The sequence below is a fragment of the Globicatella sp. PHS-GS-PNBC-21-1553 genome (assembly GCF_033564055.1).
Lineage (GTDB): Bacteria > Bacillota > Bacilli > Lactobacillales > Aerococcaceae > Globicatella > Globicatella sulfidifaciens.
In genome coordinates this window covers 2,024,566-2,039,954 of record NZ_CP085470.1, presented here as the reverse complement: position 1 = coordinate 2,039,954, position 15,389 = coordinate 2,024,566, and the positions used below count along the sequence as shown (strand labels likewise).

Sequence of the window (15,389 nt, the reverse complement as noted above, 5' to 3'; positions counted from 1 at the left end):
GAAATATCAAATATTAGTTTGATATTTTTTCTCTTATTGTTTTATTCTTTCAATTATTCTTAACTTAGCACTACGAGAACGATTGTTTTCAGATAGTTCTTCCTCACTTGCGACAATAGGTTTACGATTAACTAACGCATAATCAGCACTAGATATTGTGGGCAACACTGGTAAATTATGTGGTATTTCAGGTGCGGTACTTAATTCTTTAAAAAATTGTTTTACAAATCGATCTTCTAAAGAATGGAAAGTAATGGCGCTAATACGTCCACCTACTTTTAATAATTTAACCGCTTGTTGCATTGAATCTTCTAAGGCTCCTAATTCATCATTTACTGCAATACGGATTGCTTGGAAAGTCCTTTTAGCAGGATGGCCCCCTGTTCTTCTCGTTGCAGCTGGAATTGAAGTTTTGACAATTGCTGCTAATTGCGTCGTCGTCTCAATAGGTGCAATTGAACGTTCTTTTTCAATATTACGTGCAATACGTTTAGCAAATTTTTCCTCTCCATAACGAAAAATTATTTTCATTAATTCTTCAAATGACCACTGATTGACTACTTCGTAAGCAGTCAATGCTGCCTCTTGATTCATTCTCATATCTAAACGTGCTTCTTGATGATAACTAAATCCTCTTTGTGCAACATCTAATTGTGGGGAGGAAACTCCTAAATCATAGTAAACGCCGTCGACTTCATTTACACCATAAGTCGTTAAGGCTTCGGTTATATTTCTAAAATTATTATGAATAAAGATTACTTTACCCTTTTCGACTTCGTCTGCTAATTCTTTTTTCGCATTCTCAATCGCCACCATATCCTGGTCAAAGGCATAAAGTCTTCCATCATCATTTAATTGGGATAGGATATATTTAGCATGTCCAGCCCCACCTAATGTACAGTCAACATAAATGCCATTTGGTTTAATATTTAGACCATCAATTGTCTCTTTTAATAACACTGTATAGTGCTCAAATGACATAATCTCACTCCTAATTAAAATCCAAAATCAAACAAATCTTCTGCAATATTTTCAAATTCATCATCATTCATTTCAGAAAAATTATTCCATTGTTCACTGCTCCAAATCTCGATACGGTCTGACACGCCGACCACACGGCATTCCTTATCGATTTTTGCGAACTCTATTAATTTTTTTGGTAAATTAACACGTCCTTGACGGTCAAACTCTACTTCAGTGGCAGCTGAATAGAATAAGCGCGTAAAAGTACGTGCATCTTTTTTTGACAAAGGTAAATTCTTTAATTTTTCATGGATGGTTTCCCAACTTGACATCGGAAATCCAAATAAGCATCCATCCATTCCACGAGTGATAATAAAACGCTCACCCAAATCTGGTCTGAATTTAGCAGGCATAATGAGTCGCCCTTTTGTGTCAATATTATGTTGATATTCACCAATAAGCACGACCCTTCACCTACTTTCTAATGCTTTGATTATAGTTTACCACAATTCCCCACAACGTACCACTTTTTCCTAAAAATTATCAAAAAAAATACGACTTTTATAAAAAAAGTCGCTAAACGTTGATATAATAAGGTTTACATTCAAATAAAAAAGTGGGGGATTTTCCCATAATAGTGGTAGAATCCCCCATGAAACGTCTATAAATAAAAAAAGGTGGGAGATTATCCCACAAAATAAGTAAAAAATCTTAAAATCACTAAGCCAAGAAAAAAAGCCGATAAATGTTGAAATAATAATTTACTTGCCATTAAATAATAATTTTTAAAGGTAAAGTGATCGATGCGACGCACATAATCATATAATTGCAAAACTAAAATAAAACATGAAAAAAATAAAATAAACGGCACTAAATTATAATCAAAAATTAGCCACCCTAATAAATAAATGGAGGTTACCCATAATGGTATTAAAATGATAGCCATCGTCAATGGCCACTCTTTAAAAATTTTCAGATACTCTTTGAAATACTTTTGTATTAAATAAACCATTAAAATAGGCGTAATATAAATCATTAGTTCACTTAATGAAAATGGGTACATTCTATCACCTTCTAAAAAAGAGGCAAGGCAAAGTCATCATTTTTTTGCCAAACCTCCGTGTCAAAATAATTGTTCAGTGCTATTTTACAAAATTAATAATATGTTGCCAAGTATCACGATTTAATACTTCCCAATAATTACCATCACCTATAAGACAATAACCAACAAACAACCCAATCACTACAAACAAAATAAGTAATAATAGGTAAAGTATTGTTTTTAATATTAATTTCAATGCTTTAATGAGCATCGATTCTGTAAGATAGGTTTCGCTCATAAGAACCATCCTTTTATTATCCAATTAATCGTCTCTTAAGTCGTAAGAACCAACGTTTTAGTTTGTGTTTTTCGGAAACATTTTTTCGTTCTAATTTTCCACTTAAGATTAATTCTAACATGAGGCCAGTGCCAATCGCAACACAACTCATTGGTTGTTCTGCTCTTAAAGCGCTAACCCCTAACTCCTCGGTTAAATATGTATCCAAATGATAAATCATCGCGCCACCACCGGTTAAAATAATCCCTTTTTCAATGATATCAGCTACCATTTCCGGTTCGGTGTCTTCCAAAATACGTCTTGCTGTACGTGCGATTATTTGTAATTGTGGCCGGATTGCTTCGTAAATATGATTAGAAGTGACATTTAATGATCGTGGTAATCCCGATACTAAATCGCGACCTTTTAAATCATATGTTGCTAATTCCCCTTCTTCAACAGGTAAAGCACTCGCCAACATTTTTTTTACTTCTTCAGCGGAGCGTTCACCAATTAATAAATTATGATGCTCTTTAAAATATTGAACGATTGCTAAATCAAAATCATCCCCTGCGACCTTTAAGGATTCACTATTAACAATTTCCCCTGATGAAATCACTGCGATGTCTGTGGTCCCGCCACCGATATCCATAATCATGTTAGCAGAAGCATCCGTTAAATCAATCCCTGCTCCGACAGCAGCAATTTTCGATTCTTCCTCAATAAAAATTCGACCACCAATTGCTCTTTCTGTTGCTTCAACTAGTGACAATTGTTCAATTTCACTTATATTAGAAGGGCAACAGATTAACACATTGGGTTTAGAAAACCAGCGTCGTGCATGAATTTTTTCTAAAAATAAAACTAACATTGCTTCAGCTAAATCAAAATCAGCAATCACACCACCTTTTAAAGGATGTATGATTTCAATTGATTCTGGCGTTCGCCCTATCATTTCATAGGCACGTTTACCAACCTCAATAATTTCATGTGACCGGCTGTCCACCGCCACTACTGAAGGTTCATTGACCACAATTCCGCGCCCTTTAAAATGAATTAACACATTTGCAGTACCGAAATCAATTCCTATATCTCTGCTCATATGTTCACCTCATTTTGCCTTCTTAGACAGTTACAGGCTTCGTATTGGTTTGATTCAATGAATGAATGTCAACACGTTCTATATTCGCCCCTAAAGCAATTAGTTTTTCATGGAATTTATAATATCCACGATCTAAATATTGTAATTCGGAAACACGGGTTAATCCTTTTGCGGTTAAACCTGCAATAATTAAAGCGGCAGCTGCTCGCAAATCAGTCGCTTTAACGCTAGCCCCTGTTAATTCAGATGGTCCGTACATTGCAACGGTTTGTCGATCAACTTTAAATTCTGCACCCATACGACGTAATTCTTCAAAATGCATAAAACGATTCTCAAATACTGTTTCAGTTAAAACTGAACTACCTTCTGCTAATAATTGTGCGATAGTCATTTGAGCTTGCATATCTGTTGGAAAACCAGGGTGTGGTAAAGTTTTTACATCAACTGGTTTTAATTTCTCAGGACCTTGAACACGAATACCGTCTTGATAGTCTTCAATAACAACGCCCATTTCTCTTAATTTACTAATTAGTGGACGATTGTGCTCAGCGATTGCTCCTTCAATATAGACATCACCTTTCGTAACAGCTGCCGCTACCATAAAGGTTCCCGCTTCAATTCGATCTGGTACCACGGAATGTTCTGTTCCATGTAATGTTTGCACACCTTCAATACGAATTGTCTCTGTACCAGCTCCGACGACGTGGGCACCCATTTTATTTAAAAAATTCGCTAAATCAACAATCTCTGGTTCACGGGCCACGTTTTCAATGATAGTAGTCCCTTCGGCATAAACAGCTGCCATCATAATGTTTTCAGTAGCTCCGACACTTGGAAAATCTAAATATATACGCGCTCCAACTAATTTATCAGCTGTTGCTTCAACATATCCGGCAGCACGCGTAATCTTCGCGCCTAAAGCTTCAAATCCTTTTAAATGTAAATCAATCGGTCTTGACCCAATTGCACAACCACCTGGCATTGCAACACGAGCATGACCAAATCGTGCTAATAATGGTCCCATTACAACAATAGAAGCGCGCATTTTACTAACAAAATCATAGTCAGCCGTTGTTAGGATATCACCTGTTGCATCTAAAACCATTGTATTGTTCTCTGTATCAAATTTATTTTTTACATTAATATTGTTCAATAATTCATTAATTGTATAGACATCTGATAGAACTGGAACATTTGACAAGTATGTCTTACCCTCTTCAACCAAAATAGAAGCAGCTAAAATGGGTAATACGGCATTTTTCGCTCCTTCAACCTTAACAGATCCCTCTAAGCGATTACCGCCTTGTACTAAAATTTCTTCCATATTCAATTTATTCCCCTTTTGTTTTACCTTATCGTTTTGGAGCGAACGATAAGTCGATTTAATTATAGGAATATGCTGTATAAAATACTACGCAATAATTCCATGATCGTAATAACAAACGAGCCAGTAAGATGTCCCAGTGCGATGCTTGCTAAAACACAAACATACTGAGCATAAACATAATTTCTTTTGGAAAATAATTTACGCCAATCGATTTTTTCTAAAATCATATAAGACATCATGACGAATAAAAATCTTACAAGCAGTACTGCCATACCATTAGCTGTTGTCATTTTATTCTCACCCCTCGTTTCTTTTCTATCATAGCATAAAATAAATTTAAATACACCCAAAAGTTATTTTGTAATCAAAATTTTTAAAAGTAATCTTATTGTAAATTAGTCAATCTCCTTGTTTGATTTGCAATAAAAGCGCGAGAATAAGCTTTTTGACATTAATAAATGGGAGTGACTAAGAAAATAACAGCTAATTTTCGCTTACTCTATCCAGTCTCTCTATACTTTTTGATAGACAGCAAATAGAATCAGCTTTCATTTGCTAACATTCAACCTACTTCCAATAACGAAAAAAGTCATTGGCAAAAATTTTGTTTCTGCATTATAGGATGAATGGTTAATCTTTCATAGCTCGCACATATTAATAAAGAACCAAAAAACTGGTATCCCTCGGGACACCAGTTATGATAACCTTTATTTGTCTTAAAAAAACTATTTACTTTCTTTTTTATTGGCTTTCTCACGTAAAGATTTATCTAAAATTTGTTTTCTTAGACGAATACTTTGTGGGGTTACTTCACAATATTCATCATCATCCATAAATTGAATGGATTCTTCTAAAGTCAAGATTCGTGGACGTTTGATGACTGCTGTTTGATCTTTAGTAGCAGAACGAACGTTAGTTAAGTTTTTCGCGCGAGTAATATTGACTGTTAAGTCATTTTCACGATTATGTTCCCCCACTATCATACCGCCATAAACTTCCGTACCAGGTTCTACGAAAATCGTACCGCGATCTTCTAAAGCCATAATACTATAAGTCGTTGCTGTACCATTTTCAATCGAAACCAAAGTACCATTACGACGACGACCAATACTACCTTCAATTACTGGTAAATAATCATCGAAAGTATGGTTAATAATGCCGTAACCACGCGTAATAGACATGAACTCTGTAGAAAAGCCAATTAAGCCACGTGCTGGTACTAAGAACACTAAACGTACTTGCCCATTACCTGTATGAATCATATCGGCCATTTCAGCTTTACGAGAACCTAATGCTTCGATAATCGAACCCATATATTCTTCAGGTGTATCAATTTGTACGCGCTCAAAAGGCTCACACATTTTACCGTCAATTTCACGTAAAATAACTTTTGGTCTTGAAACTTGGAACTCATATCCCTGACGACGCATTGTTTCAATTAAGATGGATAAATGTAACTCACCACGTCCCATCACTCTAAATGCATCTGGTGAATCAGTTGGTTCTACTTTTAATGAAACGTCTGTATGTAATTCTTGCATTAAACGATCTTGTAAATTACGCGCTGTTACATATTTACCTTCACGTCCAGCAAATGGTGAATTATTAGTTAAGAACGTCATTTCTAGTGTCGGTTCATCGATATGTAACAATGGTAGAGCTTCAGGCTTTTGTGCGTCAGCAACTGTTTCACCAACGAAAATATCTTCCATACCAGAAAGTGCAATTAAATCTCCGGCTTTGGCTTCATTAATTTCCACACGTTCTAAACCAAAGAAACCTAAAATCTTGGTAACTCGGAAATTTTTCTTAGTGCCATCTGCTTTCATTAAAGCGACATTATCCCCAACTTTAATCTTACCGCGGAAAACACGCCCAATCCCAATACGACCTACAAAGGCATTATAATCTAATAAGGAAACTTGAAATTGTAAAGGCTCATCACTATTATCAACGGGTGCTGGTACATGTTCGATAACAGCATCAAAAATAGCATCCATTGATGGTTGTTGGTCTTCTAGTTGATCAGAGGTAGAAGAAGTACCGTTAATAGCTGAAGCATAAACTACTGGGAATTCTAATTGGTCATCATCCGCACCGAGTTCAATAAATAATTCTAACACTTCATCGACCACTTCTGCCGGTCTTGCTGATGGTTTATCAATTTTATTAACAACCACTACTGGCGTTAACCCAACTTCTAACGCTTTTTTCAATACAAAACGTGTTTGTGGCATGGTGCCTTCATAAGCATCAACAACTAATACTACTCCATCAACCATTTTTAGAATACGCTCTACTTCACCACCAAAATCGGCGTGCCCAGGTGTGTCTAAAATATTAATACGAGTACCTTTATAGTTAACAGCTGTATTTTTAGCTAAGATGGTTATGCCACGTTCTTTTTCGATATCTCCCGAGTCCATTGCACGTTCTTCTAATTGTAAACGAGCGTCAAGAGTATCTGAGTTTTTTAGTAATTGGTCAACCAAAGTCGTTTTACCGTGGTCAACGTGAGCAATTATTGCAATATTTCTTATATCATTACGCGTATTCATTAATTTCCCCTATTTCTGTTGGATTGTTTAAAATTTTGACTGCTTCTTTATAGACACTTGGATGTGCAAAGAGGACCGGTGATTTTTCTAAAATAGATAATGGTGAGCCATCTGCTTGGGTACAAATAATGCCACCCGCTTCACAAATCGCATATCCTGCAGCAAAATCCCAAGGATGTAAGCCAAAAGATAAGTAAAGTGAGGCTTCACCTCTTAAAACTTGAATCACCTCTAACGCTGCAGAACCATGTGCTCTGGCTCCTAATACCGTTGCTAATAAACTTTGACAATTATTTTGATTGCGACTAAACATCCCGACATTTCCCATAATGAGACTATCGTTTAATGGACCTACCGGTAATGGCTTCAATGGTTTGTTATTTAGATACATCCCTTCACCAACGATACCATAATATAAATCATGTTGCATCACATCATAAATATAGCCCGCTACTGGCTTACCATTATTAAATAAACCAATCATAATACCAAAATTATTTTTTTGTTTCACAAAGTTTAAAGTACCATCAATCGGATCAATAACCCAAATCATCCCATTGGTATCATTTACCGGACCACTGATTCCTTCTTCGCCAATAATGCGGTGTTCTGGATAAAACTGACGAATTTTTTCAGTAAAGAATTTTTCGGTTGCTTTATCCATTTCAGTAACTAAGTCACTGGCATCCTTTTTTCATCGACTTGTAATTTTCTACTATGAGATTCTCTCAAAGCTTCTGCCGCTTCTTCCATCCAAACTAAAATATGATGATGTAATTGGTAATCCATATTCATCCTCCTAATTAATCCTCATCTTTTTGTTTTTGGTTTCCGTTTTATTCAGCTCTTTCATTAATTTCACAGCTTGATAAATGGAATAACCACTTTCACTTTGAAACACTTTATCTAATTGTTTTTCACCACTTATACTGGTCACTACTTCTTTAAATTTTTGATATTTAATCGAGAATTCTTTAACATCCATCGAAGACTCATAAACTTGCTCAACAGCTGCTAAAAATTCCACAACTTTAACTGTCTCATCTGTTGACCAATCTGAATCGATAGGATAAGCATAATTTTGCATTAGCCCGCCTCCTGTCCATGTACTACTATACAGTATTTTGCAATAAAAATAAAAACATTTTTTCTGATGAAAGCGGTCTATAACAAATAATTTTAGTTTTAATAAAATGACATGGCTTCCATATATAACGGCATCAGTTCGTCAAGAGTCTCAATGAAACTTTCCGTTAATAATTTACTATCACTTAATATCTTTAAATCTTTTGGATAGATTCTTCCTATCATTAATTCAGCTTTTTTTACTTTTTCCAAACGTTCAAGTAAGTTCGCCCAATCAATATCTGGCCCCTCTTGAAACTCAAACTGGGTATGATCTGGAATGACTGCGAAATCTTGCGGCAACTCTTTAAATGCAGACAATTTTTGTTGCCATAATTGAGCAATTTCTTTTTCATAGAGTGGATTATCTATTAACGCCAAAGTGAAAAATACATAATGTTCATTAATACCAATTTGAAAATGAGGATACTTCTTATATCCACGTTTATCGCCACCAATCGCTACCCATGTTGATTCCGGAGGATAAGCTGTTCTCCGTAAATGTTTTGCAATATGCACAAACACCTCCGTTGATGGTGGTGATTGTTCCCGAATATGTTCTGCTAAAATATCACCAAAATACTGAAAAGTTGGTTGAATACGTGCTTGAATGGCCGCCATTCTTCCTGCTAGTTCAGGTTCATTAAAAACAGCAAAAGCTGTGTGATCAAAATTCATAAGTCTCACTCCTCGTCTATCCTCTATTATCTCAATATGGAAGAGTGTTTGCAATGAAGAAGTGCTTATCTCCAAGCGATTTCCACTACCATTTAAGGTAAAAGTCTATCTGTCTTTCTCAATGATGTAAAACTAATATATTATTATTTGCTTGCATTGGGATACGAAAAAATAAAAGTAATCCGAAAGTTAACAATCGTTATTGTACCTTACTAAAGTTCACAAATTTGATTAGCTTTAAGTAAGCCAAGAAGATGCTGTTGGGTATTGTGCCGATTCAATAAAATATTGTTGTGATTGACAAACAAAAACAGCCTTCTCTTTCATATGGATAAGAGTAAGGCCGATAAATAATAAAACTACTACATTGAAAATTACAATTTTATATTTAACTTTTCAAATAAAATCGATAATAGTTTTAAAGCTAAAAGGATCAATCCTTTAATCGTCAACCAAGTGTATGTAACAACCGATAATACTAAGGGATGACAAAGTAAAATCAAAATCATGAAAAAATTAAAAATCCATTATGGTCACCTCAAAGGTTATATAATGGATTTTACTCTATTATATCGCAATAGCAATGATAAACAATCCGTTAAAGTGTAACAGAATGAAATTTTAGAATCAAAAAGACCACCAAAGGGTGGTCTGATTTCGGCATTAAGCCTTATCTTGCAAAATTTGTAATAATTTCCTATCAGTAAAAATTATTAGAACTTGAGGCTGGGCCAAAAACTTTTTAAATTCTGTTCAGGCATATCAATCTAATTCAAAGCGCAGTGGTTGAGTGGTCTCAAATGGCGTCTAAACGACTTGTTTGAGACCTACTCAACTGTGCGGGAGTGGGCAGACGAAGCGAAAATTATTTAATTTTCTACTTCTTGCCCACTCCCATTTGTTAATTATTAAGATTATGACTAACCACGACGTTGGCGAGCGTCAGCTGCACGTTGTAAGGTTTGTCCGATATAGTTAACACAAAGCATTAAGATTAATACTAGGATAACCGCCGGTAACCAAACCCAAGTTTTATTTTCAATAACGTCTGGGTTATTAGCATAACCGATTAAAGTACCAATTGATGGGGTTCCTACTGGTAAACCAAATCCTAAATAACTTAACCCGGTCTCAATCCCGATATTTCCAGCAAAACTTAATGTTAAGTTGGTAATCATCATCGAACTTAAGTTAGGTAATAATTCAAATAAGATAATCTTCCAGTCGCGGGTTCCCATTGTTTTTGAAGCACTAATATAATCTTTAGCTGCTTCAGATAAGGTTGCTGTACGGAATAAACGTGTAGTACTTGGCCACGCGAATACAGAAATAATTAAAATTAATTTCCACATACTGAAACCTTCAACGATTGTAATCATAACGATGGTAAACATGAACGTCGGTAAAACCATTATAAAGTCAACAATACGCATCATGACATCATCTACGACACCACCATAATAACCAGAGATTACCCCTAAAGCAATCCCAACAACGGCGGTAATAACCGTTACGGACCATCCGATGAATAATGTATTTTGAGTACCGGCAACTAACATCGTAAAGACATCACGTCCACCTTCATCAGTACCTAAAATATGGCCATCTACACCCGGTTTTAAGAAACGGTCAAAAATGCTAACTTTCATTCCCGCAGGAACATCGATAAAATATGGCGATAATATTGAAACTAAAATAATAGAGATCAATAATACTAAAGCGAAAATCGCTAGTTTATCACGCATAAATTCACGGCGAATAACTTCAAAACCTAGGGGTGGCACAGATGTTTCTTGATCTTGAACTACTTCGGTTTCTTGCATATTTTGTTGTAATTCCATTGTGTCCTCCTCCTAGTCTATTCTAATTCGTGGATCCACGAATACCATAATAATATCAGATAACAAGGTACCTAATAAGGTCATAAATCCAAAGAACAATACTAAGGTCATCATGACTGAGAAATCACGACCACTGATTGAGTCTAAGAATAAACGTCCCATCCCTTGATAAGTGAAGATATTTTCTGTAATAACTGCCCCTGAAACTAAACCGGTAATGGTATATCCCATGAAGGCGGCAATTGGTAATAATGAGTTACGGAAAATATGACGACGGTAAACCACGGATTCAGGTACCCCTTTCGCACGAGCAGTTCGCACATAGTCTTGTGATTTTGCATCAATAATTCCAGTACGTAAGTATTGAATGGTACCAGTAGTACTAATTAAAGCTAAGGTAGTACCCGGTAAAATGATATGATACAAGCGTGATAACATGGCTTGAATCGTACCCGGTGTGACACCTGAACTGATTGTCCCACGTGTTGGGAACCATTTTAATGTATAACCAAATAACCAAATCATTAATAAACCTAATACAAATGATGGCATTGAATACGAAATAAAGTTATATAAGTTAATCGTACGGTCAATCCAAGAATCTTGATAGCGACCCGCTAATAAACCTAAAGGTAACGCAATAAGATACGTTAAAATTGCTGTAAATAATGATAACCAAATCGTTGGCCATACACGTTGTCCAATGATAGATAATACAGGTTGTTTGTATTTCCAACTTCTACCGAAGTCTCCCACTAAAACACCTTTCATCCAATCAATGTAACGTTCATACCATGGCTTGTTTAAGCCTAATTTTTCACGCATTGCTTCTAATTGAGCTGCTGAAATTGTTGGGTCAATTGTCCCGGTTAGAGCATCCCCTGGCATTAAGATACTCAATGCAAATACTAAAATTGTTAATATAAACAATTGTGGCAGCATTAAGACAATACGTCTAAGAATTGTTTTCCACATATTAATTGACGCCTCCTTGTCCATTAACATCCTTCAGAGCTACTTTGTGCGTAGATGATAAATCTTTCAAGTCGTAAACGCGACCTTCTTCCGTGAAATACTTAGATGCATTCGTTTGGTATTCTTTTTCGACACGTAAACGATTCATTTTGTTTTCTTCACGGTTATTTGGATCGATTTGCGGAATCGCAGATAATAAACGACGAGTGTAAATATGTTTTGGATTGCCATAAATATCGGTACTTGAACCATATTCAGTGAAACGACCACGATACATAATTGCTAACTCATCACACATATGTTTAACGACTCCTAAGTCATGGGAGATAAATAAATAACTCGTATTATATTCATCTTGGATACGTCTCATAAAGTTTAATACTTGTGCTTGTACAGATAAGTCCAATGCAGAAACTGGCTCACCGGCAATAATCAATTTAGGATTAATCGCAACCGCTCTGGCTACCCCAATACGTTGACGTTGACCTCCTGAGAATTCGTGTGGATATTTGTTTAAAGCATCTTCGGATAAACCGACAATATGCAGTAACTCAATCATTTTACGTTTTTCTTCTTCTGGTGTCATATTTTCAAAGTTACGTAATGGTTCTGATAAAACATCAGTAATACGCTTTTTAGGGTTAAAACTACTCATTGCATCTTGGAAAATCATTTGCACATTTCGACGATAATCAGATCGTCTTTTACGTGCTTCAGAGGTAATGTCTTTACCTTCATAGAAGATTTTACCGTCGGTAATTTTTTCTAATCCAATAATGGCTTTACCGATTGTTGATTTACCTGAACCTGATTCTCCTACTAATCCATAAGTTTTTCCTTCTTCAAAGACTAAGTCAACGCCATCAACCGCATAAACATAATCAGTAATACGGTTAAAAAAGCCACTTCTAATTGGATAATGGACTTTCAGTCCTTCTACTCTCATAAATTCTGCCATTATTTCGCCTCCTCTTCAAAGTGGAAGTGTTCATGACAGGTACAACGAACGAAATGACCTGGCTCTACTTCGTGTAAGGTTGGATTTTCTTCGTGAGCTTCTGCTCCAATCCACGGAATACGTGGAGCAAAACGGCAACCTTTTCTTGGTAATTTAGGTAGTGGTGGAACAATTCCTTGAATAACATGCAATTCACCTGATTCATCTTCTAAATTACTATCCGTTTGTGGGATTGAACGTAATAAAGAACGCGTATATGGATGGCGAGGGTCGTTGAATAAATCATGTACCGTTGCAATTTCAACGATTTGCCCTGCATACATCACGGCTACACGGTCAGCTGTTTCAGCTACAACTCCTAAGTCATGTGTAATTAAAATAATACCTGATTCAGTTTCTTCCTGAATATCATTTAATAAGTCCAAAATTTGAGCTTGGATAGTAACATCCAATGCTGTTGTAGGCTCATCGGCAATAATGATAGCCGGTTTACAAGCTAATGCAATCGCTATAACCACACGTTGACGCATTCCACCGGATAATTCATGTGGATACTGTTTTGCTGTACGTTGTGGATTCGCAATCCCTACTTGATCTAATAATTCTAAAACGCGTTCATGGCGCTCATTAGAATTTAACTTTGTATGATAAATCAAAGCTTCATCAATTTGAGCTTCAATGGTCATCAAAGGATTTAATGAAGCTAATGGATCTTGGAAAATCATTCCGATTTCCTTACCACGTATCCCATTAAAGGCAGCTTCATCATACTCAATAACATTTTCGTTTTGATAAATAATTTCACCAGTAATTTTCGTTACATTTGGGTTGTGTAATCCCATAATGGTGGTTGCAAGCGTACTCTTACCACAACCTGACTCTCCAACTATTGCTAATTTTTCATTTTTGAATAGTTGTAAAGATACACCATCTACCGCATCATAATAATCATCTTTGATACGGAACCCAACATGCAAGTCTTTTATGTCTAATAATAATTCTTGCTCATTCATGTTTTCCCTCCGTTCAGTTATACCTTATACTACTACGCTGTTAACGTCTCGATATATTGAACGGCATCGCCAACATTATCAAGTTGTTCTATTTTGTCATCATCAAAGGTCACTTCAAATCGATTTTCTAATTCCATTACTAATTCAACGATATCCAATGAATCAGCACCTAAATCATTAAACGTCATTGTCGGAGTGACACTTTCTTCTTGAACATCAAAACGATCGATAATCATTTCTTTTACAATTTCGAATACATTTTCTTTAGTTCCCATTAACATACCTCCAACTAATTTTGCGTCTACACGCGCTAGTATACTCATACTATTTTACATACTAAATACTAAAATGTCTACCTAAAAATTAATTTAATTTAAGAATTCCGTATTTAATTATGAGAGATTTCTAAAATGGTTAGCTATTTCTTCCACAACATTGCTTGTTAATATTTTATTTGCTTGTCTAATCGCATTGAAGATGGCTTCCTCATTAGAAGAGCCATGTGCTTTAATGACGGGCGCTTGTACTCCTAATAAAATAGCTCCGCCCTCTTTAGTGTCATCAAATTGATCTTTTAAATCACTCAATGCATCTTTGATTAATAATCCACCTAATTTGGATTTTAGGCCAGTATTTAATAATTGATTTTTGATTGCTTTAAAAATGGATTTAGAAGTTCCTTCCAATGATTTTAAAATAGCATTACCAGTAAAACCATCTGTAATAGCGATATCACATACCCCTTGCAACAGTTCTTTTGCTTCGACATTGCCCACAAAATTTAATTCAGTTGTTTCTTTTAATAAAGGAAAAGCTGCTTTAGTTAATTCATTCCCTTTGGTTTCTTCAGTACCATTATTAATCAAGCCCACTCTTGGATTAGCAATGCCGAACATGGCTTTGGCATAAAATGAAGCTAAAACGGCAAATTGATATAAATTATTAGGTTTACAATCAGCATTTGCGCCTGCATCGGCTAAAATTAAATGTGGAGATTCAGGATTAAAAGTTGGTAAAACTGGCATTAAACCTGGACGATCAATCCCTTTCATACGCCCAACGACGAGTAAACCACTTGCTAATAAAGCGCCAGTATTTCCGGCTGATAATAAAGCATCCGCTTTTTCTCTTTTACATATTGTGCTGCCATTACCATTGAAGAACCTTTTTACGACGAACCGCTGCAACAGGTTCATCATCACTTTCAACCACTTCATCGGTATGAATGATGGTGACTCTGTCTTCAACTGTTAATAATGGTTTTATTTGTGCTTCATCTCCAAATAATAGTACTTCAATTTCAGGAAAAGTCGCGATAGCTTTATTGACTCCCTTTACGACTGCATGTGGAGCATGATCGCCTCCCATGGCATCGATTGCAATTTTAAACATTATATACCTTCTTTCTTAAACACATATTATCTTTTTTTATCTTTCATTTAGGAAGTGGACAAGTATAACAAAATGAGATAATTTTCGTTTCAACTCCTAGCACTCTCAGTCAGAAACTGTTAACCTTTCTTTTTAGGT

General features: G+C 35.6%; 16 protein-coding genes and 1 pseudogene. All 17 read right to left on the bottom strand.

Translation table 11 applies throughout. The annotated features are described in order from the left end of the window. Positions 1-33 precede the first annotated feature (33 nt). The 17 genes and pseudogenes from rsmH to plsX all read right to left on the bottom strand — a co-directional run bounded on the left by rsmH (position 34) and on the right by plsX (position 15,251). Positions 34-984 carry a 16S rRNA (cytosine(1402)-N(4))-methyltransferase RsmH gene (rsmH, locus tag LB888_RS09800; RefSeq protein ID WP_318753977.1) on the bottom strand — a complete coding sequence of 317 codons (951 nt, stop codon included), beginning with the start codon at positions 982-984 and terminating at the stop codon, positions 34-36. A gap of 11 nt (positions 985-995) precedes the next feature. Beyond that, a complete protein-coding gene (gene mraZ, locus LB888_RS09795) occupies positions 996-1,427 on the bottom strand; it encodes a division/cell wall cluster transcriptional repressor MraZ (RefSeq protein ID WP_276649308.1) in 432 nt (143 codons plus the stop codon). A 221-nt stretch (positions 1,428-1,648) separates the two neighbouring features. Next, positions 1,649-2,026 (bottom strand): hypothetical protein, encoded by a 378-nt coding sequence (locus tag LB888_RS09790; RefSeq protein WP_318752796.1) that lies wholly within the window; start codon positions 2,024-2,026, stop codon positions 1,649-1,651. 79 nt (positions 2,027-2,105) lie between these two features. After that, the gene (locus LB888_RS09785) at positions 2,106-2,303 is read right to left on the bottom strand and encodes a DNA-directed RNA polymerase subunit beta (RefSeq protein ID WP_078756016.1); all 198 of its coding nucleotides are present in this window, start codon (positions 2,301-2,303) and stop codon (positions 2,106-2,108) included. A gap of 16 nt (positions 2,304-2,319) precedes the next feature. After that, positions 2,320-3,384: a rod shape-determining protein gene (locus tag LB888_RS09780; protein ID WP_318752795.1), complete on the bottom strand. Its 1,065-nt coding sequence runs from the start codon at positions 3,382-3,384 to the stop codon at positions 2,320-2,322. A 22-nt stretch (positions 3,385-3,406) separates the two neighbouring features. Beyond that, positions 3,407-4,708, bottom strand: coding sequence for a UDP-N-acetylglucosamine 1-carboxyvinyltransferase (murA, locus tag LB888_RS09775; RefSeq protein WP_311920840.1), 1,302 nt, complete (start codon positions 4,706-4,708; stop codon positions 3,407-3,409). A gap of 62 nt (positions 4,709-4,770) precedes the next feature. Continuing rightward, on the bottom strand, positions 4,771-5,001 hold the full coding sequence (locus LB888_RS09770; RefSeq protein ID WP_078756019.1) for a DUF1146 family protein: 231 nt from the start codon (positions 4,999-5,001) through the stop codon (positions 4,771-4,773). A gap of 435 nt (positions 5,002-5,436) precedes the next feature. After that, positions 5,437-7,269, bottom strand: a complete 1,833-nt coding sequence (typA, locus tag LB888_RS09765) for a translational GTPase TypA (protein WP_318752794.1) — start codon at positions 7,267-7,269, stop codon at positions 5,437-5,439. Beyond that, entirely contained in the window at positions 7,256-7,933 is a 678-nt protein-coding gene (locus LB888_RS09760) for an inositol monophosphatase family protein (protein ID WP_318752793.1), read from the bottom strand. Before LB888_RS09760 ends, typA begins: the two co-directional genes overlap by 14 nt. Positions 7,934-8,068: 135 nt before the next feature. Further along, positions 8,069-8,356 carry a UPF0223 family protein gene (locus LB888_RS09755; protein WP_078756022.1) on the bottom strand — a complete coding sequence of 96 codons (288 nt, stop codon included), beginning with the start codon at positions 8,354-8,356 and terminating at the stop codon, positions 8,069-8,071. A 98-nt stretch (positions 8,357-8,454) separates the two neighbouring features. Beyond that, positions 8,455-9,072: a DUF1054 family protein gene (locus LB888_RS09750; protein ID WP_318752792.1), complete on the bottom strand. Its 618-nt coding sequence runs from the start codon at positions 9,070-9,072 to the stop codon at positions 8,455-8,457. 920 nt (positions 9,073-9,992) lie between these two features. Then, entirely contained in the window at positions 9,993-10,895 is a 903-nt protein-coding gene (locus LB888_RS09745) for an ABC transporter permease (protein WP_412928333.1), read from the bottom strand. 30 nt (positions 10,896-10,925) lie between these two features. Further along, positions 10,926-11,888: an oligopeptide ABC transporter permease gene (gene opp4B / locus LB888_RS09740; RefSeq protein ID WP_318752790.1), complete on the bottom strand. Its 963-nt coding sequence runs from the start codon at positions 11,886-11,888 to the stop codon at positions 10,926-10,928. A 1-nt stretch (position 11,889) separates the two neighbouring features. Continuing rightward, positions 11,890-12,846, bottom strand: a complete 957-nt coding sequence (locus LB888_RS09735) for an ATP-binding cassette domain-containing protein (RefSeq protein WP_318752789.1) — start codon at positions 12,844-12,846, stop codon at positions 11,890-11,892. Beyond that, positions 12,846-13,859: an ABC transporter ATP-binding protein gene (locus tag LB888_RS09730; RefSeq protein ID WP_071407868.1), complete on the bottom strand. Its 1,014-nt coding sequence runs from the start codon at positions 13,857-13,859 to the stop codon at positions 12,846-12,848. The genes LB888_RS09735 and LB888_RS09730 overlap by 1 nt, the downstream gene beginning before the upstream one ends. A gap of 32 nt (positions 13,860-13,891) precedes the next feature. Then, positions 13,892-14,134 carry an acyl carrier protein gene (gene acpP, locus LB888_RS09725; RefSeq protein ID WP_066124101.1) on the bottom strand — a complete coding sequence of 81 codons (243 nt, stop codon included), beginning with the start codon at positions 14,132-14,134 and terminating at the stop codon, positions 13,892-13,894. A gap of 117 nt (positions 14,135-14,251) precedes the next feature. Continuing rightward, positions 14,252-15,251: pseudogene (gene plsX / locus LB888_RS09720) on the bottom strand (phosphate acyltransferase PlsX). Between the last annotated feature and the right edge of the window lie 138 nt (positions 15,252-15,389).

What these genes read in the sequence shown, in the direction of transcription:
- LB888_RS09770 (WP_078756019.1), bottom strand. Translation starts at nt 5,001, where the DNA reads ATGACAACAGCTAATGGTATGGCAGTACTGCTTGTAAGATTTTTATTC.
- LB888_RS09790 (WP_318752796.1), bottom strand. Translation starts at nt 2,026, where the DNA reads ATGTACCCATTTTCATTAAGTGAACTAATGATTTATATTACGCCTATT.
- LB888_RS09730 (WP_071407868.1), bottom strand. Translation starts at nt 13,859, where the DNA reads ATGAATGAGCAAGAATTATTATTAGACATAAAAGACTTGCATGTTGGG.
- LB888_RS09735 (WP_318752789.1), bottom strand. Translation starts at nt 12,846, where the DNA reads ATGGCAGAATTTATGAGAGTAGAAGGACTGAAAGTCCATTATCCAATT.
- LB888_RS09785 (WP_078756016.1), bottom strand. Translation starts at nt 2,303, where the DNA reads ATGAGCGAAACCTATCTTACAGAATCGATGCTCATTAAAGCATTGAAA.
- typA (WP_318752794.1), bottom strand. Translation starts at nt 7,269, where the DNA reads ATGAATACGCGTAATGATATAAGAAATATTGCAATAATTGCTCACGTT.
- LB888_RS09755 (WP_078756022.1), bottom strand. Translation starts at nt 8,356, where the DNA reads ATGCAAAATTATGCTTATCCTATCGATTCAGATTGGTCAACAGATGAG.
- opp4B (WP_318752790.1), bottom strand. Translation starts at nt 11,888, where the DNA reads ATGTGGAAAACAATTCTTAGACGTATTGTCTTAATGCTGCCACAATTG.
- LB888_RS09750 (WP_318752792.1), bottom strand. Translation starts at nt 9,072, where the DNA reads ATGAATTTTGATCACACAGCTTTTGCTGTTTTTAATGAACCTGAACTA.
- LB888_RS09745 (WP_412928333.1), bottom strand. Translation starts at nt 10,895, where the DNA reads ATGCAAGAAACCGAAGTAGTTCAAGATCAAGAAACATCTGTGCCACCC.
- LB888_RS09760 (WP_318752793.1), bottom strand. Translation starts at nt 7,933, where the DNA reads ATGGATAAAGCAACCGAAAAATTCTTTACTGAAAAAATTCGTCAGTTT.
- LB888_RS09780 (WP_318752795.1), bottom strand. Translation starts at nt 3,384, where the DNA reads ATGAGCAGAGATATAGGAATTGATTTCGGTACTGCAAATGTGTTAATT.
- murA (WP_311920840.1), bottom strand. Translation starts at nt 4,708, where the DNA reads ATGGAAGAAATTTTAGTACAAGGCGGTAATCGCTTAGAGGGATCTGTT.
- acpP (WP_066124101.1), bottom strand. Translation starts at nt 14,134, where the DNA reads ATGGGAACTAAAGAAAATGTATTCGAAATTGTAAAAGAAATGATTATC.